Below are 20,568 nucleotides of genomic sequence, written 5' to 3'. Positions count from 1 at the left end.
CACCGGCCATTGTTCCGGTACGTCCGGGGGCCTTGATTCGCACCCCACGGCGCCACCCGCCGCCACAATCGGTCACTGCGCCCTAGCGAGCCGGTTGCTGCGAAATGCGTTGCGCCCCAGCATCCGGGGGCTGGGGGGTCGCGGGAGTGTGCGACTTAGGAGAGGTTGAGCGGTGTGTACGGGGCCGGAGGCGGCGGGGTGTACTGGCTGACCGGGACGCCGCCGATGGTGCCGAACTGGTCGAGGTCCATGCGGAACACGATTCCGTGCTCGGGGTCCCATTCGTAGGTGCCGAAGCCGTTCTCGGTGTGCTGCGGCCGCACGGTGTCTGTGCGCTCGGCCTGGTTGTTGGCGCTGCTCGGCGCAGGTTCCGTCATGCCACGACTTTACAAGAGCGGGTTCACTGCTCGGTGTCGGCACGTGGTGAGGGGGTCTCCGCCAGGTGGGTGAGGGTCTCCCCCACTGCGGAGGCGAGTTCGTCATCGGTGGGGACGAGTTCCCTAACCGGTGCGGGCAGGGTGTCGTAGGTGTAGTCGGCGACCGCCAACGGTGCGGTTGTTCCAGCCAGGGAGTAGCGGACGACGTTGTCATTTCGTCCGGCGCACAGCAGAATCCCTATGGTCGGCGCGTGCTGGTTGTGGTCGCGCAAGTTGTCGTCGATCCAGGACACGTAGAAGCCGAGCTTGCCGACGTACTCGGGTTCGAACCGGCCGACCTTGAGCTCGACGACGACGAAGCGGGCCTGGATCCAGTTGAAGAACAGCAGGTCGATGTAGAAGTCGTCGCCGTCGACGTCGAAGTGGTACTGCCGGCCGACGAACGCGAAGCCGTGCCCGAGCTCGAGCAGGAACCGTTCCAACCGTGCCATCAGCGCGGCCTCGAGTTCGCGCTCCGCGACCCGGTCGGTCAGGTCCAGGAAGTCGAAGACGTACGGGTCGCGGACCAGTTGCTGCGCCAGGTCGGAGTCACCGGTGGGCAGGTGGTCGGTGAAATTTGATGGTGCTGCCCCGATGCGCTGGTCGAGTCGGTTGCGGATTTGATGGGATAGGACATTGCGGGACCAGCCCCGCTCGAACGCCGCGGCCGCGTACCAGTCGCGAGCGGCCTGGTCGTCGAGGCGGTCGACGAGCACGGTCACGTGTCCCCACGGGATTTGTCCAACAGCTTGTTGGACGAATGCGCTCCGGGGCCATGCCGAGGCGATCTTCCGCATGTAGTGCAGATTGCTTCGTGAGAATCCGCGCATCTCGGGGAACTCGGACCGCAGGTCGACGGCAAGTCTGTCGATGACCTTGCTCCCCCACCCCTCGGCTGCCTGGCGGTCCAGGATCGCGCGGCCGATGTCCCAGTACAGCAGGAGCAACTCGGTGTTGACCACGCGTGTGGCCCGGACCCGGGCCTGCCGGACCTGTGTCTTGAGGTGATTGAGGAAGTCGCGGTAGTCGTCGGGCAGCAGTGGAGAATCACTCACCCGCCCATCCTCCCGTACGACCGGAAGCACGAAGGTTGGGCACCGTCGATACGTACCGTCGGACGAATCACGTGTGGTCGACTCACGGGTCGATTGCGGGTGCGAGGAGTGTGGCCAGTTGTTTGCGGGCGCGGTGGATTCGGGTTTTCACGGTCGCGACGGTGACGCCTTGGTGTTCGGCGATGTCGGCGTAGGGCAGGGAGGCGAATTCGGCGAGCACGATGGCGACGCGGAAGTCTTCGGGGAGTTGGGCGAGGGCGCGGCGGACCGCGTCGATGGTGGTGATTTGTTCGTCGAATCGGGGTGCGGGGTCTTCGAGCAGGATGCCGTATTCGCCGTCGGTGTCGTCGAGGCTGTCGGTGTTCTTGCGGCGTCGGACGACGGCGAGGGCGGCGTTGGCGGCGATGCGGTGCAGCCAGGTGTTGAAGCGGGCGTCGCCGCGGAATTTCGGCAGGTTTTGCCAGGCGGCGGTGAGCGTGTCTTGCAGGGCGTCTTCGGCGTCGTGGGTGTTGCCGGTGATCTGCAGGCACACGTGCCAGGCGTTGGTGCGGTAGCGGCCGGCGAGTTCGGCGAAGGCGTGGTGATCGCCGGCTCGGCACGCCGCGATCAGGTCCGCGTCGTCCATGTCCTTGTCCCCCCGTGCCGTGATCACTGTCGTTGCCGCCCCCGGGCGCCGAGGGAATCGTACCCGCCGTCACATACAGCCGCCCGAGCCAGGAATCTGGTGTCCGACCGCGCCCGGGGTGGTGGGGACGTGCTGGTGGTTAGAGCGGGTCGATGTCGTGGTGCCCGCCGAGGTCGATGCCGAGGTCGGTGGGGTCGTCGGCGCCGAGGGTGGAGGGGTCGGCGCTGTCGTCGCCGAGATCGAAGTCCTGTCCGGCGGGTAGGTCGAGATCCGTGTCGGCGTCGGCGTCGGTATCGAGTTCCGGGCCTGGGACGTTGCCGTCGTCACCATCGGTGTCGAGGTCGGTGTCGTCGAGCAGGATGATGTCGTCGTCCTCGGGTACGACCGGTACGTCGTCCATGTCAGGGACGAGGTCGGTGTCGACGGGTGCGGTGGTGGGGTCGAGGGCGACCTCGAGGGCGCGCGCCCACACCTCGTCGGGCACGGGCGGCAGCGCGCCCGATACCCCCAGTGCTGCAAGGACGGAGTCGTCGGGCACGGGCGGCAGCGCGCCCGATACCCCCAGTGCTGCAAGGACGGAGTCGTCGTCCACTGCTGCTCTCACCTCGTTTCCCTCAGTATGTCGGCGCCGACACGGACGCCCACACTTGTTGGATGCCTCGGACCGGCGAAAGGTTCCCGCCGAGCCGCCCGCATCTTTCGGAGCACCGCCACCAATGTCGGTGATGGCCTCTCCAGTGTGCACGCCCAACCTGTTGTCGGTGGGTAGCGACAACCGCTACAGGTCGATCATCGCCCACCGGCGATCGGGTGCGGTCACCGACATTGCCACCGGGTCCGGGTGGTCGGCCAGGTCGGGATCGGGGGTGTCGGCGACCAGCATTTTGCGGCCCGAGTCCGCCCATGCGTCCTCGAACTGGTCGATGGGCACCTCGAGCTGGTTGCCGTTCGGGGCGCCGGGGTCGGAGAGGATCACCACCCCGCGGGTTTCGTCGATGCCGGCGACGACGAGGAAGTGGTCGGCCGTCTCGTCTTCCCCGGCTTCTTGGTCGGGGTTCCAGATCTCCCCCGAGTCGACCATCGCGATCACCCCGTAGCCGTCCTCGAGCTTGGTTTTCAGGTCGTCGATCGAACTGTCCTGCACGGTGCAGGGCACCCCTTGGTCCTCGAGGAGGATCTCGAGGTTCGGCAAGGTCATGCCCTGCGCGGGGTCGCCGTCCTGCATGAGTCCGAGTTCGAGGGCCCGGTCGACGAGTTGTTCGGGGTCGTCGATGACGACGCCGGTGTACTGGGCGATCATTTGGGCGGCGCTCGATGGCCCGCAGTAGCCGTCGACCTGTTGGAAGAACCAGTTCACCGACCATTCCACCGGGTCCCCGTACACCCCGTCCCCGCCCGCACCGTCGACCGGGGAATCCGGTGCGGTGTCCGGGTCGACCGCCGGTTCGGTCGCGTCCTGCGGCCGTCCGAGTGGCGGGGGCTCGGCGAGCTCCGGGTCGAGGGTGCTCAGGTCGATGACGGACAGGTCCACCGTTCCCGTCCCGTCGGCGACCTCGGCGAACGGGTCGTCCTCAAAGACCGGTTCGGGGATCGCGTCGAGGCTCTCGTCGATCGGGACCGGTTCGCCGAGGTAGGTGTCGTCGTCGAGTGGGCTGGCGGACCAGGCTGCTGCGTCCAGGTCCGCGGCGATGTCATCCATTCGGTGCTCTCCCGGTGTGAGGTTCGGCCGCAACATAAGTCGGGTGGGTGCGGGGTGGACTGCACCCACCGCCCAGTGGAGGCTGGTGGGCGCCGTCAGCGCGGCGCTGCGCCCTGGTGTGTTGGGTCAGGCCAGGTCGGTGGCGGTCTGGTCGGCCGGCGTCTCGGTCGGGTACGTGTCGGCCTGCTCGTGGTAGTGGTCCTCTGCGGGGATGAGGGCTTCGAACTGCTCGATCGACCCGAGGTGCCCATCGGTGGCGGTGTCGAAGGACTCCTGGGTGCCGTCGTTGTCGGTGTCGGCGGTGCGCAGGTCGAAGGTGCCGTCACCGTTGGTGTCGACCAGGGTGTCGTTGGTGATGCCGTCGAGGTCGGTGTCGAGGAGGGCGGTGTCGAAGCGGCCGTCGCCGTTGCTGTCGATCAGGTGCACGTCCGGGTTGCCGTCGGCGGTGGTGTCGAGCCGGGTGTCGGTGATCCGCCCGTCCTCGATGACGTCCTGGCGGACCGGTGCGCCGGTGGTCGGGTCGAGGTGGGTCGCGAGGTCGACGGTTCCGTCGTCGTCGAGGTCCTCGGCGAGGCGGATCCCGGTGGCGGTGGGGGCGATACCGGTTTCGTAGGTGCCGTTGCCGTCGGTGTCCTGCTCGACGAGCGTGATGGAGCCGTCCTCGTCGATGTGGGTGATGGTTTCGACCCCCTCGATGCGGGTGTGGATCAGGTCGACGTTCCCGTCGCCGTCGACGTCGCGCGGCGAGTAGTACTCCCCGCCGGTGCCGACCCCCAGATCGGTCTCGCCGGCGGTGCCGGTTCCCAGGTCGGTGTCGTCGGCGATGGGGCCCGGAGCGGTACCGGCTCCGACCGGATCGGCTGCCACCGGCGGCTGCTCGCTAGCGGCGGGGGCGGTGGTGTAGCTGGCGTCCTGCGGGTCCCCGGTCAGGTTGGGGCTGGGCGAGGTGGTGCCGGTGGTGGTCGGGTTGTCCTGTGCGCCGCGGGGGTTGCTCATCTCGAATCCTTGTCCGTCGAAGGTATTGGCCGGGAAGCGTGTTCCCTGTGCTGTCGAGAGTTAGATGCGGTGAATGGTCCGAAAGGTTCCCGGACTTCCTGAAAAACTTTGCGACCGGCCGCGACCTGGGGCGAAAGGCCTGCACAGACACCTGCGCCCGCCCCGAAAGAAGGGCGGGCGCAGTCTCTGCGGCGGCGGTGGAGGTTAGTTGATCAGGCCGGCGCGGGAGAGGAACGTCTTCGCCCCGTCGAGGCCCTGGGCGTCGCTGAAGCTGGCCATCACCCCGGTCGAGCTGTTGGCGTACCAGATCGAGTAGGTGTTCGCGTAGCCAGGACCGTCGATGTGTGCGGCCGCGGTCCGCGGGATGTTCTCCACGATCTCGTTGTCGGTCGAGGTGGTGTCGTTCTGGAAGCCCTGCCGGATGCCGAGGACTCGCTTTTTCGCCTCGGCGGGATCGACGCTGACGATGATCGATTGGTAGTCCTGGTCGGAGATCCCGGCGGTCAACGCGGTGCCCTCTTTCAGGGTGCATTGCATCTGGAGGCCACCGTTCTCGGTTTCCCCGTTGGTTTTGCAGTTCTCCAGATCTGTTCGCAATGCTGCCGGAAGGGCTGCCAGTACAGCCTCTTTCGTGGTCGGAACCTGCGTGTTTCCGGTTCCGGACGCGCCGGCCTGCTCTGCGTTGGCGGTGTCACCGGCGGCGGCTGCGGTGTCTGCGGGCGGCACCTGGTCAGTTGCGCCCTTGTCTCCGGTGAGGGCAATCGCTCCGATGACGCCGGCGACGACCACCACGGCGGCGGCGGCCGCGGCGCCGATCACTACCCACTTCTTTCTACCCGTACCTGTGCCCGCTGGCGCCGGCGTGGGTGTGGGTTGCCATGTCGCTGTCGTTCGGTCCGGACCGGACGGCGGGATGGGTGCCGTTGCCGCCGGGCCGTCGGGTCGGGACGGTTGCGACGGCGGGGTGGGATGGGTGTACCGCGACCCGACTCCGCCCGCGGCGCCGGTGTTGCCGAGGCCGCGGACGATCGGGGCGGCGGCCGCGATCGCCCCCTGCGCGACGACGGTCTTCGGGTCGTCGAGAGTGGCGATCGGCCCGAGTGCCTTGAGGTGTTCCTGCACGATCGGGATTCGGGAGGAGCCTCCGGTCAGATACAGCGCGTGCAGCCCGCTGGGGTCGGTGACGTGGGCGTCGGCGAGGGTCGCCCGGGTGAGGGTGACCGCCTTCTCCAATGCCGGGGTGATGAGCTCCTCGAACTCCTCCCGGGTGATCTGGAACTTCTCGGTGTGCCCGCCGCCGGCGACGGTGATGGTCGCCGAAGGCGCCTCCGAGAGCAGTTCCTTGGCGCGGCGGATCGAATCGTCGAGGGCGTGCCGGATGTCGATCGGTGCCGATCGCAGATAGTCACCCAGTTCGGGGTTGCGGGCGTCGAGTTGCTCGTCGACCCACCGGCGGATGTAGGCGTCGAAGTTCTTGCCGCCGAGGCCGTTGTCGCCGCGCGCGGCGACCACGTCGAATGTGCCGTGGTCGTTGGCGGCCAACACGGCGATGTCGAGGGTGCCGCCGCCGAAGTCGAATACCGCGATCTTCGCACCGGGGGGCAGGGTGTTCGACCGCGAATAGTAGTGCGCCGCCGCCCGCGGTTCGGACACCGTGGTCACCTGTGAGGGGTCCAGCCCGAGTTGGGCGGCGGCGTCCAGGAGTACCTGGATCTCGCGTGGGGACCAGGCCTCCGGGTGGGTGAGCACTAGCTGGGCGGGTGCCTGCCCGGCGTGGGCGGCCCGGGCCCGGGCCATGACCGAATCGAGTACCGCGGCGACCGGCACCGACGATGCGATCGCGTAGCCGTTGACGTTGACCACGCCCTGCCCCATCACTCGCTTCGGTGAGGGCATGTAGGCGGCGGGGTTGGTTTCGGCGCGGTTGGTGGCCACGTCTCCGACCGCGATCTGGTGCGGGGATTCGACGAACACCGCGGAGGACATGGTGGTGCGGTTGTGGCTGAGTTGCAGTGCTTCCACCGCGCCGCTGACCGCGCCGGTGTGTGCGGCGGCGGTGTTGGATGTGCCGAAGTCGATCCCCAGCAGCCAGTCCGGCCTAGACATTGATACCCCTCGACGTCGAACCCCACGGAATGCACCCGGCGGCCTGTGCAGCGCGGCCGCGCCCGGGCATCATGTCACGGCGGCGCGGGGGCGGTGGCTGCGGCGTTCGGTAGAACATCACGGGTCGGTCCTTCCACAGGGGTGTGCGTCGGCGGGTGATAGTTCGATGCGCGTCGCAGGCGAAAGGTTCCCGCCCCACCCCCACTGATTCGCATGGGGTGCCGTCTGGGGGGGTCGGGTCAGGTGGTCGCGAGGGTGCCGTAGGTGTGCGCCAGCACGATCAGGGCGGCGTCCTCGGCCGCGGTCATCGTCGACAGCGCCTGAGTGTGCGCCCAGCTCAGCTTCTGCTGCGCCGTTGCCCGCACCTGGTCCGGGCCCGCGCTGTCCGGGAGCCCGAGCTGCCCGGCCGGGGTGTGATGTTCGAGGAGCCTTCGCACTTCGGTGGTGACCGGGGAACGGGGATCGGCCTCGAGCATGGACTTGAGGTGTTCGAACAGCACCACGGTGTGCAGGGCGGGGTCGCGGCGCAGGTGGTCCACGACGCCGCGAATCTGGTCTCGGGCGGGGTGGGTGAACGCGAGTTGGTCGAGTTCGCGGATGATCCGGCTGGCCCGGTGCACGGCGGCGAACCGGCTTAGGTGCTGCGAGAGCACTCCCCGCAGCTGTGGGATCCCCGAGTGCGCGGTCAACCACTCGTTCAGGGCGGCGGCCCCGCGGGCGGCGACGTCGCGGCCATGGATGATTCCGTACTCGCCGACCAGATCGAGGAGCCGATCGCGCACCGCCGCGGGCACCACGGTAGGGGTATCGGTGTCGAGGAGGTCGAGCACCTCGAGCGGCCCGTACCCGGTCAGCGCCGCCAGCGCGCGGGCGTCGGCCTCGGTGAGCGCCCCGGTGTGGGAGGTTTCGGCGAGCAGCCCGGCGATCGGCATCACCGTCATGACGGTGTCGGCGAGCCGGTCCGACAGGACCCGGGCGTGGGCGATCGCGTGCTCGAGCGGATTGCGCTGCCCCAGTGCGCCTTCCCCGAACCCGTCGGCTCGGGAGAGGACTCCGAGGGTGTTCAGCGGGGTGAATCCGAGTTGTTTGAGGAAGGAGATCTCGTCGGCGCGGGGCGCGGAGTCGAACAGGAACACCGCGGCGTCGGCGTCGACGGAGGCGGTGCGGGTCTGCTCGAACCCGTCGATGAGCACCCGGCGGGTGCGGGCCTCGTTCTCGGCGGTCAGCGTGGCCAGACCGGGGGTGTCGACCAGGGTGAAATCGCGGATCGCCGCCGAGGGCAGCCACCGGTGCAGGTAGGCAACCTGTTCCGGGTCGACCCCCAGGTCGGCGGTGTGGCCGCGGGCAAGGTGCAGCGGGCGGCGGGAGCCGTCCAGTAAGACCACCTCTGCGCGGGAGGGGGCGCCGTCCTGGTAGACGGCGACGATGCTGGTGGCCTCGAGGGCGGCGGTTTCGGCGACCGGCGCCCCGATCAGGGCGTTGACCAGGGTCGACTTGCCGGCCTTGAGTCGGCCGACGATCACGATCCGTGGCGGGGACCAGAGGATCTGACCGATCCGGTTGGCGTGCGCGGCCAGATCGGGGCCCAGCGCGGCGAGCGCGTGCAGCGCCCGGTCCAGGCCTGCGCGCACCGGATCCCAGGCCGGGGCCGTGGGGGTGGCCGTCACCGGGCACTCCCCGCCACCGCGTCGGCCGATGGTGTGGTGTGCGTGGACAGTTCGGCGATCAGGGATTCGGCGCGGGTGATGTTGTTTTCGACCACCCGCAGGTTGTTCTGTAGGCGGGTCAGCTTTTTCTCCCGGGTTGCCTTGTCGGCCCGGGCGGTGTCTTCGGCGTCTTTGATCTGCGTCTGCAGGGTTGCGATCGAGGCTTTCACGTGTTCGCGGTAGCGGATGACGATTTCCGGGCGGGCAAGCGCCAGGGTGGATTCGAGCATCCGGGAGGTGGTGGTCTTCGTGGTCGCGATCGTTTCCCGCAACCAGCCCAGCAGGTTCGTCTTTCCGGTCCGCATCGCCTTGAAACCGAGATTGAATCCGACCCAGGCGACTCCGACGACCGCTCCGACGCCCATCATCGCCGAGACCCCGATCAGACCGCCGAGCATCGACGAGCCCATCACTCCCATGGTGATCATCGACGGATCGAGGAGCCCTTGCCGTTTGCCGGCGACCTGGTGGGTTTCGAGGGTACGGTTCGACAACGTCGCGAGGACCTGCTCGGAGATTTCGTGCCAGATGACCTCCGAGGCGAATCTCGGTTGCACGATCTGGGTGTAGAGCTGCTCGAGGAACAGGTTGACCGACCCCGCCATCGCGGCCTGGAAATCGCGCTCCATTTCCGCGGTGAAATGTTGCGGGTTCCGGCGCAGCACCGCCATACCGTTCTTGTTGATTCGGGTGGTCCACTTCTGCCGGATGTCGTCGAGGCGGCGGTCGAGGTCGTCGGTGGCGTGCTGGCGGATCAACGTCAGGTCCCGTTGCAGGTACTGCTCCCACTGCGTCGAGTGGTCCTTGAGGCCCTGCAATTCGGCCAGCTGTGCGGTCAGGTCCGGGATGACCTCGCCGCTGCGGGTGATCGCCGCGATTTGGGTGCGCATGTCCGTCGCCAACGTGCGCAGCCCCTCGACCGCGGTCCGTAGACCGGTGATCGCTGGGAGGTGTTCGGCGATGGCGAGTTTCGAGTCGATCAGGGTGCGCAGCTCGACGATCCCGGACCGTGCCTCGGCGTGGTCGCGCTGCGGGCCGGGTGCCATCTCGGCGGCGATCACCGCGCGCAGACTCGACACCCCGACCACCGGAATCTGCCGGCCCAGGTGCCGGACCAAGAGTTCTCGGTCTTCGTCGACGATCGGACGCCAGCGGCGGATGTTCTTGTCGGTCTTGGTGACCACCACGATCAGTGATTCCACCGCGGACCCGGTCCTGTCGATGAACGCCATCTCCGGCGCCGTCAGCGGGGTGGTGGCATCGCACACGATCACCAACACGCAGGCCTGCGACGCGGACGCTTCCGCCAGGACCGCGTAGGACGGGTCCAATCCGCCCACCCCGGGGGTGTCGATCACGGTGACGTCACCGAGCCGGCTGCCGGCCACCGGGACGATCGCCCGGGTGGGCAATTCCTCGATCCTGCTGTCGGTGACATGGGTGCCCTCGCACGAGACCCAGTCCGCCAGCTCGGCGTGCGGGATTTGCTCGGTGCGGTCCGGGAACAGGATCTGCGCCGTGCCGCCGGGTTGCTCGGCGGTGGCCTCCCCGAAGCTGATCGTCGTCGATGTCGTCACGTCCACCCCCACTGGGGAGGCGCCGCGCCAGCCGACCAGCGCATTGACCAAGGAGCTCTTTCCCCGCTTGACCTCGCCGACCACGACCACCGACCGGGTCTGTTCCCTGCTTTGGGCGCGCTGTTCGGCGAGGTCGCTGATTGCGCCGTACCCGAACGGGCGCAGGATCTTGTCGGTGATCGACGAAAGCAGCACCTCGGCGCGCTCCCGCGGCGGCGTCTCGGCGGGTGGGGAGGAAACGGTGGCCGGTTGCCCGGCTTGGGCTGCGGATTCCACGCCATCTCCCCTTCCCGTCGTCGATCTGTGTGCGCCCGGGTGTGGGCGCCGTCGAACCCTAGCGTGACCGGGCCTGGGCCTGCATCGCCAACCGGCCACCTCCCCCAAGAGTGGTGGGTGTGACGAAGGCCACCAAAGGGGTGTGGGAACCTTCCAGGCGGTCGCGGCCTCCAACTACCAAGACCACACGCTCCCGCCCGGCGACGCCGACACTCGCGGGGGTGAGACAGGGAAGGGATAAACAAGACGATGAGGACAACCACGTGGATGCCGGCGGCAGTGCTCGCCACCGCAGTGCTGTTGGCCGGCTGCAGCAACGCCGACACCACCGCCGAACCCACCGGTAAATCCGGCGGAGACCAAACTGCGACCGCGAGTGTCGATCCAGCCGCCCTCGACACCGGCAGCTACCCGACCAGTCCGGCCCCCGAGTTCGGGCGGGCCACCCAGGAAACCATCCTCGACGTCGACGGGCAGCGGCTCGCCGAGTTCACCGTCGTTCCCTTCGAGATCGACCCGGAACTGACCTCGGTGAAGATGCCCACGATGGTGATGCGCAGCGGCAAGAACCTCGGTGTCGTCCTCAGCGACGCCGCCGGGGACATCGCCCACAACCACCAGATGCTCTACGGCTACGTCTCGACCGCCGCCACCCCCACCACGAAGACGACCGACCCGTCCCGGTCCGTCGTCCAAGCCGTGATGCGGTTCAACAACCCCGAGGACGCCGCCGCAACCGCCCGCGAAATCCACCAGAACCTGCTCACCGTCGACGACGGCACCGGCCTCGAGACCGCCGAAAACATCGACATCCTGCCCAACACCCTAGTCTCGACCGGACAGACGAACTTCGATGCCGGACCCGAGGTCTCGGTCAACGCGTTCACCCCCCACGGGGACTACCTGCTCTACACCTGGGCGAAAGCCCCCGCCGCCGACAAGGACTGGACCGCGAAGGCCGTCGCGAAGTCCCTCCAACTGCAAGAACCGCTGATCGACCAGTTCCCGGCCACCCCGACCCGCGCCCAAAACGGTGGACAGTCCGCGCAGCTGCCCATGATCGACCAGGACAAGGTCCTGATCTACGCCCTCCCCGAAGAAGACGCCCAAGCCCAACTCGGCGACGACATGGCCGCCTACGGCCCCCGCGGCATGGCGCACCGCTCCACCAACCCGCCGCTGACCTACAAGATCCTCACCGACGCCGGATCCGACCACAACGCCGTCTACAAGACCACCGTCTACCGGGCCAAAGACGATGCCGGCGCCGAGACGATCCTCACCGAGTTCTACAACGACCTTCTCGCCGAAGGCTTCACCGCAGCCCCCACCCCGCAGGGCCTGCCCGACGCGAAATGCGCCACCAAGGACACCGTCAACGGCACCCAGGACTACTGCATGGTCGCCAACGGGCGTTACGTCGGCGAAGCCAGCGGCACCGACAACAAGAAGGACGTCGATCAGCAGATCTCCGCTCAGTACCTGCTCCTCGAGCACGCTGACCAGAACGCCGAATAACCAACGCTGGATACAGCTGACACCGCACCCTGTGGCTGTGGCCTCGCCGACAACGGCGAGGCCACAGCCACACTCATCCGACGGGCGTCGCGAAACGGGCGTCAAGATCCGCGGTGGAAACCTCCGGATGCCGATCGCCGTCCAAGGACACCCACTGACCACGATCTGACCCCGTGCAGGCCCGGACGCTCCAGGAGCGGCGCCTCACCCCGATGCCCCGGCACGTGTCCGTCAGTACCGTCGACCAGGACCGATCTGCCGACATCCCTTGCTACCGTCGGACAGTGCGCTCATATCTCAGCAGTCGTGGCCCGTTGTACTGGAACCGGATCCAGCAAGAAGCCAGCGATCGGTGGCTCACCGACGGCAGCCGCGGATTACGAGGCATGACACGCACACCGCCACCGCTGAGCGACCATGAGTGCGCAACCCTGGTGGCGGCGCTGGTCGAAACAACGGGCGGCAGGTGGCCAGCCACGCAAGCTCGGATCGCCCGACTCCTCACCAGACTCGACATCGACGGCAACGCACCGGAAATGGCACGAAAAATCCACACGTTGATCGCCGATCCCGACTGGCCCGCCCACGCTCTCGAGATCGAATCCAGCGCCACCGAGTGGTGGCTTCAGGCGCCCTTCTGATGTGAAAGCCCGCCACCAGGATTCCCGATGGTGGGCATGTCCGTCGTCTGAGCGAAATCGTGGGAATGCCTAGGTTGAGGTCGTCGCACGACTGCACGTCGGTGCGAGCCGAGTTCTTGCCGATGCACTGCCCCGCCGGGTCTGGCCGCTGAATCGAGGACCACACGGGATGCAACCTGGTGATCACCCCAGCGATCGCACTGATCACCCTGCAGTTTTTCCGAGGAATAAGACATCACCGGCCATCGGCCATAGGGATCTGTTCCAGCAGCGCATCCCCTTACGTTCTGTGGGATAGTCCTGCTTTCTTGCAGAATCGTCAAACCGATTGACATACTTGGAATAATGACAAATTCGAAGACGTGCGACGGTTTTGGGAAGGATGCGATATCAATGCGCGCCACCCAGTCCGCAGCCTCGCCCCTACAGCTCTACCGCATTTTTCGGCGTCAACATCCTCGCACGGCGATCCCGGCCGACTACGTAACCGAAGACGGCTTCCGACTGGGGCGTTGGCAAGAGCGCCAGCGAGTTGCCCGCATGCTCGGCACCCTGCCGCCCCAACGCATCCAGCAACTCGAAGCGATCGGGTTCCTGTGGAGCGACGACGACGATGTCCCCGTGCCGGCTGTGTCACCTGCCGACAGCAAGCAGCGGCGAATGCTCACCGAAATCGCTGCCTACCGCGAAGAGCACGGCAACGCACTGGTGCCCGCGAACTATGTCACCGCCGACGGCGAACAGGTAGGCCAGTGGCTCTATCGGGCGGTGAAGAAGTGGCGTGCCGACGCATTGCCCGACGAGGAGCGTCGTCCGCTCGCCGCTCTCGGGGTCTCCCCCGGTCCACGGCCGAGGGGGCCGCGAACGTCGGCACAGCATACCGGTGCGGGAGTCCATCCCCGCGACCGGCAGCTTTCGGCTCAAGCGCGGAGCTGAGCGCGAATCCGCTGGCTGCACATCCATTCCCGCAGATGAACGAGTGCTCTCCTACGTCGGGGGCAGCGATGGTGTCCACCACTGCCCCCCGCGGCCGAACCCAGGGGTGGGTGTCGTTAGCAGGAGTGCAGGACCTGACTCATCGCGTCCTTCTCGGCCTGGGTCACCCACAGCCGGTAGAGGGCTTTGACGTCGATCTGCCGCGAGACGTAGGTGCACCGGTAGCTCTTGTTCGGCGGCAACCAGGATGCGGCGTCGGAATCGGACTTCTTCGAATTCGTGGGCCCGTCGACCGCCTGCAGGTTCCGTGGGTCGTTGGCCAGGTCGCGGCGCTGCTCCGGGCTGAGCTGCTGGGCACCCTTCTGCCACGCATCCGAGAGTGCGACGACGTGGTATCCGGTACTAGGAGTGTTGTGCCGTTCACATCATCGACATGGGTGTAGTTCATTGGCCATCCTCGTCACTGGTACGCGTATCGGACATTGGCATGCGATGCCGACGACATCGCTGACACACCGGACGGCAATCCCGAGACCGAGGCGTTGAGCGCGTTAGCGTGGTCACGTCGAAGGAGTCCAGATGGCGTCCACTCAACGTGTGATGACCGGTGGAGAGACGACGTGGACGGTGGTGTCCGATTCCCACACACTCGTCGAACCGATCGAGCAGTATCTGGAATTCGCTCGTCAATCGGAGTTCTCTCCAAACACCATCAAAACGTACGCGCGTGGTCTAGCGCTCTGGTGGTCCTACCTGGAGAAGTCCGATCGGCAGTGGGATACGGTCCAGCTCAGCGACTTCGGCCATTTCCTGATGGCCGTGCGCACCGGCCAGTTCGACCCGTTCGTCCGGCAACTTCATCCGGAAGCGACTGTCACAGAAGCGACCGTGGCGATCCGCATACGACCGGTGATGAGCTTCTACCGATACCATGCCGCGTTCGGCGTCGATGCCGCATCGTTCCTCTACGAGCACGTGCGATCACGACCGGCTAGGTATATGCCGATTCTCGAACATATTGCTCGTCGAAATGCTCAGCGACGGACAGCTATCCGCGTGAGACTCCGAAACCGGCAGACTCCACTGCTGGAGCCGGACTCCATCGATGCCCTGATCGCAGCCGAGGCATCTTGCGCGCCGACCGGCGACTGGTCAGGAGATCTGCGGTACCGATTTCTCTGGACCTTGCTGGCCGAGACCGGCATGCGAATCGGTGAAGCACTCTCACTTCAGCATCGAGACTGGAACACCAGCCGTGGAGACACGGCATCGGTTGCCATCGTGCCACGACCACACCCCCACGGACTGATACCGAAATCCGGCTACCGCAAGGTCTTCGTCGGCAGCCGCCTCGACCGCCTCTACGGCGATTTCGTGTGGTGGCTCTGCGAGCACGGCGCAGACGGTGTAATCGACGACTGGGACAGTGGATACATCTTTTGCAACACCCGACGCGAACCGCTCTACGCACCGCTGCGCGGCGAAAGTGTGTATGCGCACCTGCGGGCGATGAAGCGGAAGGTGCCGCAGCTACCGGAGGCGATGACGCCGCATTGGTTCCGTCATTCCCACGCCACCGCACTGCTGCTCGCGGGAACACCTCTGCATGTGGTCAGCAGGCGCCTTGGGCACCGAGACGTGCAAACCACGATCAACAGGTATGGGCACGTCACCGAGGACGCTGAGCTGGAAGCGCTGGCGAACTGGCGCGACGTCGTATCGGGATGGGAGACGAAAACCGATGTCCCGTAGCCCAAGACGCGAGCCCAGGCCAGAACCTAAACGTCTCGAAGGCCGCGACCTGCGGCTGCCTGTCTCGGAGATGTTCGACCCCCTTCGGGCACGGCAGCTGTGGGATTCACTGCCCGAGCCATGCCGCAGCGATCATTTCGACAAGAAGAACATGCCCGACATCTACGCCCCCGCGGTCGCCGAGCGCAGTGTGGGAGGAGGACCATGGACGTCGGTAGCCCTGAACTTTCGCTCGCTGCCGGAACCGATGACCTGGGAGCTGGCCTGGCTGATCCACCGGGAGGTGGAATTGGGCAGAATTATCCACCCGACGCACTTCAACGCCACCACAGGAATCCTGCGCGCCGCTACTGGCTATGGCGGGAAGACTGCCCGGTCAGCGGAGTCATTGCTGCACCTCACCCCCGAACAGTGGCTGAGAGAGGCGCAGCGGGCGCAGTTGCGCGGCCTGCAGCGCGGGACCAGCAACGACAGCAAGGCTCTCCACCGTTTGCGTCGCCTGCAGGACATTCTCGTCTACCCCTACCATCAGGGCCCGTGGTGGCAGCTGAACCTGTGGAATCCACAACTCGACCCCCGCGTTCCCCAGCGTGAACACGAACCGATGAGCCACCACAGCGCCAACTTCAGTCGACTGAGCAGTGACTGGCTCCGTGAGGGAGCCAAACTATGGCTCTCGGAGAACCTCGAGAACGGCCGCTACAGCTGGAGCACGATCAAATCGCGTCTCGACGCACTCAAATGGCTTCAACGCCATCTCGACACGGTCGGCGACGCCGGCCCCACCCTGACCAGCGACCCCTCCGCTTTCCGGCCGTTCGTGCGGGGATTCTGCGAGATGCTACGCACGCACACCGTCACCACCGGAAAGAACAAGAACCAGCTCCTGGGCAAGAATCCGCGCCGAAACATCATGACCGCAATCGAGCAGTTCTACCAATGGATGTTTGACCATCGCGACGAAGCGTCCCACACGCTGGGCCAACCCGAATGGCGGCTGCTGCGCCCCGAGCACTGCGTGTTGTTCCGGCCCGAAGACAAACCACGCCTGACCAACAAGCGACACGACGATGACATGGTCCTCGAAGACGCGGTGGTCACCAGAATCGCCGCCGGCGCCGAACTGCTCGCGAAGCCACGCACCGAGGGTGGCCTCGGTGACATTCAGGCCTTTCACATATTGATGCTCCTCATTCGCACCGGACGCCGAGTCAACGAGATCCTCATGATGGACTTTGACCCCTTGATCCCACTCCAGAGGACATCGAAGTCGCCTCCCGACACGGTCGACAGCGCAGACTTCGTGGCCCGCCTGCGCTACCAACAGACGAAGATCGAATCCGCACACCCCGCCTCGATCCCGGTCGACGCCGAAATCGTCACCGTCATCAGGGCTCAACAACAGGTCGCGCGAGAGCACATGGCGCGAGTCGGCAGACCAGATCAGACCCCCAGATACCTTTTCCTGAGACGTATTCAGAACCGCAACGGCACCGCGTCCTACCCGATGCCCACGTTGCATACGCACCTGGCCGCACTCGCGGATCGCTTGGCGATCACCGACAGTGCCGGACACCCGGTAATGATCAGTAAGACACACCGCTTCCGACACACGGCCGCCACCAACCTGCTCAACGCGGGCGTTCCATTGCACGTGGTGATGAGATACTTCGGACACGTCAGCCCGGAAATGACCATGCATTATGCGGTGACGCTGTCGGAAACCCAGGAGCGTGAATTCCTGCGCTACAAGAAGGTCACCAGCGACGGCCGAACCCCGGGGATCGACACCTCGGATCTCTACGACTTCCTCAAGCTCGACAGCCGGGCCGATCGCGTTCTGCCGAACGGTTGGTGCACCCTCCCACCGAGGCAATCCTGCGACAAGGGAAACGCGTGCTTGACCTGCCCGAAGTTCGTCACTGATGCCACCCACGCCGCCGAACTCTCCCGGCAACTCGAGGAAACCCAGCGGCTCATCGAGATCCGCAAGGAGACATTTGCGGCCCGCTACGGAACGCAGATGAGCGAGGACAACGTCTGGCTACAAGGCCGCACCGACGAGGTCACCTCACTCAACCAGATCCTGCTCGCGATCACCGACACCGCCGACCAACACGGAATCCGCGGCGCCGGAGTCCGAGACCAGACCGCCTGATAGGAGTCGACATGTCCGAACACCTCCAGCGAGCTGCGCGCCTCCGACACGACCAGGCCATGGCACGCGCCACCGACGCACTCCGCGAGCTCTCCGCCGCGGGCCAGCAAATCACCTTCGTGAGTGTCGCCCGCAGGGCCCATCTCTCGACCGACTTCCTCTACAAGCACAGCGACCTCCGCCGAAAGATCGAAGACCTTCGCACCTCGACCGGTCACCGCAGCACGGGCCCCGACGCAGCACCCGACGAGCAACCGACCACATCCTCCGCAGTCCGCGCACTGGCCACCCAGCTGAAGGAAATCCGCAGCCGCCACCACGCAGAAGTGCTAGCGCTCCGCCAAGCCCTCGCCGCCGCCCACGGCGAGAATCTCACACTCCGCCGCGAAATAGCCCAGCTCAGACCGCTCTAACTACACGGCGGTCATACGGCCCCCATCGGCCAGGGCAATGCCTCGATGCCGCGCTTACCTACGACCGGTTCCGGCGTCATCGGCATGTCGATGACACTATGACCTGGGCTTATTCGGGGATATATCGTCGAAGTGACGGATACGACGTGATCGATCTACACCACCGTGGAGGTGTCCTGGCCGCGGACGAACGCGATCGTGGTGCCGGTGTAGGTGTCGTGCAGGGTGCCGGTCGCCACCACACAGTCCCGCGTACTGGTTTTGTAGGTCAGGTCGACCAGGTCGCGGCGGAGGATGTCGTTGCGGGTGTCGCACCCGTTGTGGCCGCCCTCGACGCTGTTGTCGTCGGACCACGACGGGCCGAACTGCTCTCGCGTGTATCCGGTCTTGGGGGCGCGGCCCTTGACCGCCAGGGTGTCGAGCTTCGCCAACGCCGGCGCCGCATCGAACGCCGGTGCGGGGGTGGCCGGTGCGCCCCCGAGTGACCCGGTGCCCGGGTCAGCATCGGCGATGGCCGAGCACCCGGTCAGACCGAGGGCGGATACCGCAGCGAGAGCGAGGAACGCGGCCGGGGGGCGATGACGCATGTCTGTTCTCCTGTTACCTGTGGGACTGGTGGGAATAAGTATTGCGGGTGCCTCCGACAACGGCGTGGGCGCGTTCTCCGGTGGAACTCGACGCACACTCCGATGCCTGATCCCGGCCCAGTGTCGCCATGCCGACCAAACAAATCGTTAGCACTCCACCATGGAGAGTGCTAAATTCTCCGTCATTGGTGGCAGGGTCCCGCGAGAAACTGCTGGGCCCAGCCACAGTCACTGGTCACAGGTGCAGCGTTCTTGCTGCCGGGTCGGGCCAGTGGCTGACAGGTGATCGATTGGCACGGCCGGCTTCGCACCACCGACGACCGGGCCACGCAACGGGAGGAGGATCATGACCGCCGCTACCTCGCGCCCATCAGATCTCACCAGCGACGGGTGTTCCTCCGGGCGCAAACGCCGGCGGAGGCCGCGTGGAGGATCGCGGCTGCCCACCGTGTCGATCGTCCTGGGGTCGTTGTCCATCGCGTCGTTCTGGGTGGTTGGGCTCGGGTTCGTCCTGGGTGTGACCGCCGTGGTGTGTGGCGCTTTCGCCACCTCCCGGTCCGGCGTGGAAGACGATGAGTCGGCATCGTTGCGGGCGTTGCTCGGAGTCGTCGCTGGAGTTGCGGGGATTACCGTGTCCGCGATCGCCCTCTTTCCGGTGCTGGAGTACCTATGACGCGTTCACCAGCCCCCCACCGACTGTCTTCGAACTCTTGGAAGGATCCGCACCACCCGTGACCATCGTCCCCGGCCCACACCTGTCCGCCACACGTACCACCCTCGACACCGGTCGCGGCGACCCGACGGCGACCGACGCGGCGCTCCCCGAGTCCTGGGAAGCGGGTTTCGCCGTGACCATCGGCCTGGCGCTGCTGACAACCACCTTCGTGTGCACCGTCCTCGGATCCTTCCCGCTGGCCCTTCTCGCGCTCGTCGCGGTGGCGGGCATTGCCGGTCTGATCACCGCCGCCCTCTGACACTGCCTGCGCCCGGTCCGGTGGCAGGTGGGGTTCCGGTGGTGGCGTGATGTCACCACCCGTCCGGCGTTCGCCCGTGCCACTGCGGACTCCGAACAGACATGGCCCTGCTCGGCGACAGCACAGTTTCGGTCGGGTTGGCACCCCGAAGCTCGATTACCGGGCTGTAGGTTCGCACTCGAATCGTTCTGGCCGGGAGGGACTCTCAGGAAATTCACAGACACCGCGGGCCCGAGTGATGCGACGATGAAGCATGCGCCGCCATCGTTGGCCGGCCCTCGCGCCGCCCACCACCAGAGGAATCACCGTGCACGCGGGCATGCCGATCGTGGCCCAGAAAGACCTCACTCTCGATCTGTCCGACGCGACCGCGTTCGCGTCCGGGCTACTGCTGCGCTTCGCACTGTGCGTCACTGGTGTCCGCGCCGACTTCGCGCGCTACGAAACCCGGTCCCTGACCGACCCCCACGACTGGTCGGCGCAGTGGTCCTATCTGGCCGTGCGCATCCTCGCCGACGACTTCGGCGGCCTCGCTGACCCGTTCCACCCAGTCCCCGACTCCGGCCTGGAGGGATCCGGGCCGTACCGAACCACGCCGCAGTACTGGATCGGCACCTACCCGACCACCGGATCGCTGACCGTCACCACCAGTTGGCCTCAGGTCGGACTCCGCCCCACTTCGGTCACCCTCACGCTCGGTCCCAGCCCCTTCCCCACCACCTTCGGGTCCGATGCCCGCCGGTGACGGTGTCCGACCGCGCTCGGCGAGGGGATGTTCAGCCGCTGGTGACAATTCCTGGCTATCCGAACCTCCCCGGGTAATTTTTGCTAGCTAGGATTGCATTGGGTCAGATGTCGACGACAAGTTAGTGCACCGCACCCTGTGGCGAGCGTCCGCCGCCGATCCTTTGAGGACCTCCCATCTGCTCCAATGGCTTTCACCAGATGATCCCAACGCGCGCCGACTCTCGCCACTTTCGTCACGGTGATGCAATTCGAGCGCCGGCCGCCGTACCGCTCCTTCGGGCGCCCACGACGAACGGCCGACCCGTGGAGCCGCGGAAACACTCTCGACCTACGCGTGCGGCCGTAACGCCATCTCGCGCGCCGGAGTGTCGACCGTCACGTAATTC

At 66.4% G+C, this 20,568-nt stretch carries 18 protein-coding genes and 2 pseudogenes; 9 read left to right on the top strand and 11 right to left on the bottom strand.

Annotated elements, in window-relative coordinates; genetic code table 11:
* Positions 1–155: 155 nt before the first annotated feature.
* The 9 genes from AZG88_RS25225 to AZG88_RS25185 all read right to left on the bottom strand — a co-directional run bounded on the left by AZG88_RS25225 (position 156) and on the right by AZG88_RS25185 (position 10,456).
* On the bottom strand, positions 156–377 hold the full coding sequence (locus tag AZG88_RS25225; protein WP_061043490.1) for a hypothetical protein: 222 nt from the start codon (positions 375–377) through the stop codon (positions 156–158).
* Between the two features lie 23 nt (positions 378–400).
* Positions 401–1,471 (bottom strand): PDDEXK nuclease domain-containing protein, encoded by a 1,071-nt coding sequence (locus tag AZG88_RS25220; protein WP_061699551.1) that lies wholly within the window; start codon positions 1,469–1,471, stop codon positions 401–403.
* A gap of 82 nt (positions 1,472–1,553) precedes the next feature.
* A complete protein-coding gene (locus tag AZG88_RS25215; RefSeq protein WP_061042398.1) occupies positions 1,554–2,096 on the bottom strand; it encodes an RNA polymerase sigma factor in 543 nt (180 codons plus the stop codon).
* Between the two features lie 139 nt (positions 2,097–2,235).
* Complete coding sequence (locus tag AZG88_RS25210) at positions 2,236–2,700, bottom strand: hypothetical protein (protein ID WP_231914191.1); 465 nt, start codon at positions 2,698–2,700, stop codon at positions 2,236–2,238.
* Positions 2,701–2,874: 174 nt separating this feature from the next.
* Positions 2,875–3,795, bottom strand: a complete 921-nt coding sequence (locus AZG88_RS25205) for a C39 family peptidase (protein WP_061699550.1) — start codon at positions 3,793–3,795, stop codon at positions 2,875–2,877.
* A 126-nt stretch (positions 3,796–3,921) separates the two neighbouring features.
* On the bottom strand, positions 3,922–4,791 hold the full coding sequence (locus AZG88_RS25200) for a hypothetical protein (protein WP_061699549.1): 870 nt from the start codon (positions 4,789–4,791) through the stop codon (positions 3,922–3,924).
* A gap of 204 nt (positions 4,792–4,995) precedes the next feature.
* Positions 4,996–6,897 (bottom strand): Hsp70 family protein, encoded by a 1,902-nt coding sequence (locus AZG88_RS50455; protein WP_082833471.1) that lies wholly within the window; start codon positions 6,895–6,897, stop codon positions 4,996–4,998.
* A gap of 239 nt (positions 6,898–7,136) precedes the next feature.
* Positions 7,137–8,564: a GTPase gene (locus AZG88_RS25190; protein WP_061699548.1), complete on the bottom strand. Its 1,428-nt coding sequence runs from the start codon at positions 8,562–8,564 to the stop codon at positions 7,137–7,139.
* Positions 8,561–10,456 (bottom strand): dynamin family protein, encoded by a 1,896-nt coding sequence (locus AZG88_RS25185; protein ID WP_061699547.1) that lies wholly within the window; start codon positions 10,454–10,456, stop codon positions 8,561–8,563. Before AZG88_RS25185 ends, AZG88_RS25190 begins: the two co-directional genes overlap by 4 nt.
* A 249-nt stretch (positions 10,457–10,705) precedes the next feature.
* On the opposite strand from AZG88_RS25185, the gene AZG88_RS25180 reads away from it, so the two are divergent.
* The 3 genes from AZG88_RS25180 to AZG88_RS25170 all read left to right on the top strand — a co-directional run bounded on the left by AZG88_RS25180 (position 10,706) and on the right by AZG88_RS25170 (position 13,551).
* Positions 10,706–11,974 carry a DUF7373 family lipoprotein gene (locus AZG88_RS25180; protein ID WP_231914190.1) on the top strand — a complete coding sequence of 423 codons (1,269 nt, stop codon included), beginning with the start codon at positions 10,706–10,708 and terminating at the stop codon, positions 11,972–11,974.
* Positions 11,975–12,360: 386 nt separating this feature from the next.
* Entirely contained in the window at positions 12,361–12,615 is a 255-nt protein-coding gene (locus AZG88_RS25175) for a hypothetical protein (protein ID WP_061699569.1), read from the top strand.
* 393 nt (positions 12,616–13,008) lie between these two features.
* Positions 13,009–13,551 (top strand): helicase associated domain-containing protein, encoded by a 543-nt coding sequence (locus tag AZG88_RS25170; protein ID WP_061699546.1) that lies wholly within the window; start codon positions 13,009–13,011, stop codon positions 13,549–13,551.
* 116 nt (positions 13,552–13,667) lie between these two features.
* Here the strand turns inward: AZG88_RS25170 and AZG88_RS25165 are convergent.
* A pseudogene (locus AZG88_RS25165) lies at positions 13,668–13,943 on the bottom strand (HNH endonuclease family protein); the annotation flags it as partial.
* Positions 13,944–14,130: 187 nt separating this feature from the next.
* Between AZG88_RS25165 and AZG88_RS25160 the strand changes: the two are divergent.
* From AZG88_RS25160 to AZG88_RS25150, 3 genes are all read left to right on the top strand, one after another.
* Positions 14,131–15,303, top strand: a complete 1,173-nt coding sequence (locus tag AZG88_RS25160) for a tyrosine-type recombinase/integrase (protein WP_061699545.1) — start codon at positions 14,131–14,133, stop codon at positions 15,301–15,303.
* Positions 15,304–15,373: 70 nt separating this feature from the next.
* Complete coding sequence (locus tag AZG88_RS25155) at positions 15,374–17,461, top strand: tyrosine-type recombinase/integrase (protein ID WP_061699544.1); 2,088 nt, start codon at positions 15,374–15,376, stop codon at positions 17,459–17,461.
* Between the two features lie 11 nt (positions 17,462–17,472).
* Positions 17,473–17,874, top strand: coding sequence for a DUF6262 family protein (locus AZG88_RS25150; protein ID WP_061042815.1), 402 nt, complete (start codon positions 17,473–17,475; stop codon positions 17,872–17,874).
* 158 nt (positions 17,875–18,032) lie between these two features.
* On the opposite strand, the pseudogene AZG88_RS25145 reads toward AZG88_RS25150, so the two are convergent.
* Positions 18,033–18,461: pseudogene (locus AZG88_RS25145) on the bottom strand (HNH endonuclease); the annotation flags it as partial.
* 346 nt (positions 18,462–18,807) lie between these two features.
* On the opposite strand from AZG88_RS25145, the gene AZG88_RS25140 reads away from it, so the two are divergent.
* The 3 genes from AZG88_RS25140 (at position 18,808) to AZG88_RS25130 (ending at position 20,180) form a co-directional block, all read left to right on the top strand.
* Positions 18,808–19,134, top strand: coding sequence for a hypothetical protein (locus AZG88_RS25140; protein WP_231914189.1), 327 nt, complete (start codon positions 18,808–18,810; stop codon positions 19,132–19,134).
* A gap of 58 nt (positions 19,135–19,192) precedes the next feature.
* Complete coding sequence (locus AZG88_RS25135) at positions 19,193–19,435, top strand: hypothetical protein (RefSeq protein WP_061699543.1); 243 nt, start codon at positions 19,193–19,195, stop codon at positions 19,433–19,435.
* A gap of 253 nt (positions 19,436–19,688) precedes the next feature.
* The gene (locus AZG88_RS25130) at positions 19,689–20,180 is read left to right on the top strand and encodes a hypothetical protein (protein ID WP_061699542.1); all 492 of its coding nucleotides are present in this window, start codon (positions 19,689–19,691) and stop codon (positions 20,178–20,180) included.
* Positions 20,181–20,568 lie beyond the last annotated feature (388 nt).

This window comes from Rhodococcus sp. LB1, from assembly GCF_001583455.1.
Lineage (GTDB): Bacteria > Actinomycetota > Actinomycetes > Mycobacteriales > Mycobacteriaceae > Rhodococcus_F > Rhodococcus_F opacus.
Note: the sequence above shows the minus strand (reverse complement) of the source record. Positions and strands in the feature narration are given on the sequence as shown.

What these genes read in the sequence shown, in the direction of transcription:
- AZG88_RS25215 (WP_061042398.1), bottom strand. Translation starts at nt 2,096, where the DNA reads ATGGACGACGCGGACCTGATCGCGGCGTGCCGAGCCGGCGATCACCAC.
- AZG88_RS25155 (WP_061699544.1), top strand. Translation starts at nt 15,374, where the DNA reads ATGTTCGACCCCCTTCGGGCACGGCAGCTGTGGGATTCACTGCCCGAG.
- AZG88_RS25150 (WP_061042815.1), top strand. Translation starts at nt 17,473, where the DNA reads ATGTCCGAACACCTCCAGCGAGCTGCGCGCCTCCGACACGACCAGGCC.
- AZG88_RS25225 (WP_061043490.1), bottom strand. Translation starts at nt 377, where the DNA reads ATGACGGAACCTGCGCCGAGCAGCGCCAACAACCAGGCCGAGCGCACA.
- AZG88_RS25180 (WP_231914190.1), top strand. Translation starts at nt 10,706, where the DNA reads ATGAGGACAACCACGTGGATGCCGGCGGCAGTGCTCGCCACCGCAGTG.
- AZG88_RS25160 (WP_061699545.1), top strand. Translation starts at nt 14,131, where the DNA reads ATGGCGTCCACTCAACGTGTGATGACCGGTGGAGAGACGACGTGGACG.
- AZG88_RS25130 (WP_061699542.1), top strand. Translation starts at nt 19,689, where the DNA reads ATGCGCCGCCATCGTTGGCCGGCCCTCGCGCCGCCCACCACCAGAGGA.
- AZG88_RS25140 (WP_231914189.1), top strand. Translation starts at nt 18,808, where the DNA reads ATGACCGCCGCTACCTCGCGCCCATCAGATCTCACCAGCGACGGGTGT.
- AZG88_RS25205 (WP_061699550.1), bottom strand. Translation starts at nt 3,795, where the DNA reads ATGGATGACATCGCCGCGGACCTGGACGCAGCAGCCTGGTCCGCCAGC.
- AZG88_RS50455 (WP_082833471.1), bottom strand. Translation starts at nt 6,897, where the DNA reads ATGTCTAGGCCGGACTGGCTGCTGGGGATCGACTTCGGCACATCCAAC.
- AZG88_RS25175 (WP_061699569.1), top strand. Translation starts at nt 12,361, where the DNA reads ATGACACGCACACCGCCACCGCTGAGCGACCATGAGTGCGCAACCCTG.
- AZG88_RS25170 (WP_061699546.1), top strand. Translation starts at nt 13,009, where the DNA reads ATGCGCGCCACCCAGTCCGCAGCCTCGCCCCTACAGCTCTACCGCATT.
- AZG88_RS25200 (WP_061699549.1), bottom strand. Translation starts at nt 4,791, where the DNA reads ATGAGCAACCCCCGCGGCGCACAGGACAACCCGACCACCACCGGCACC.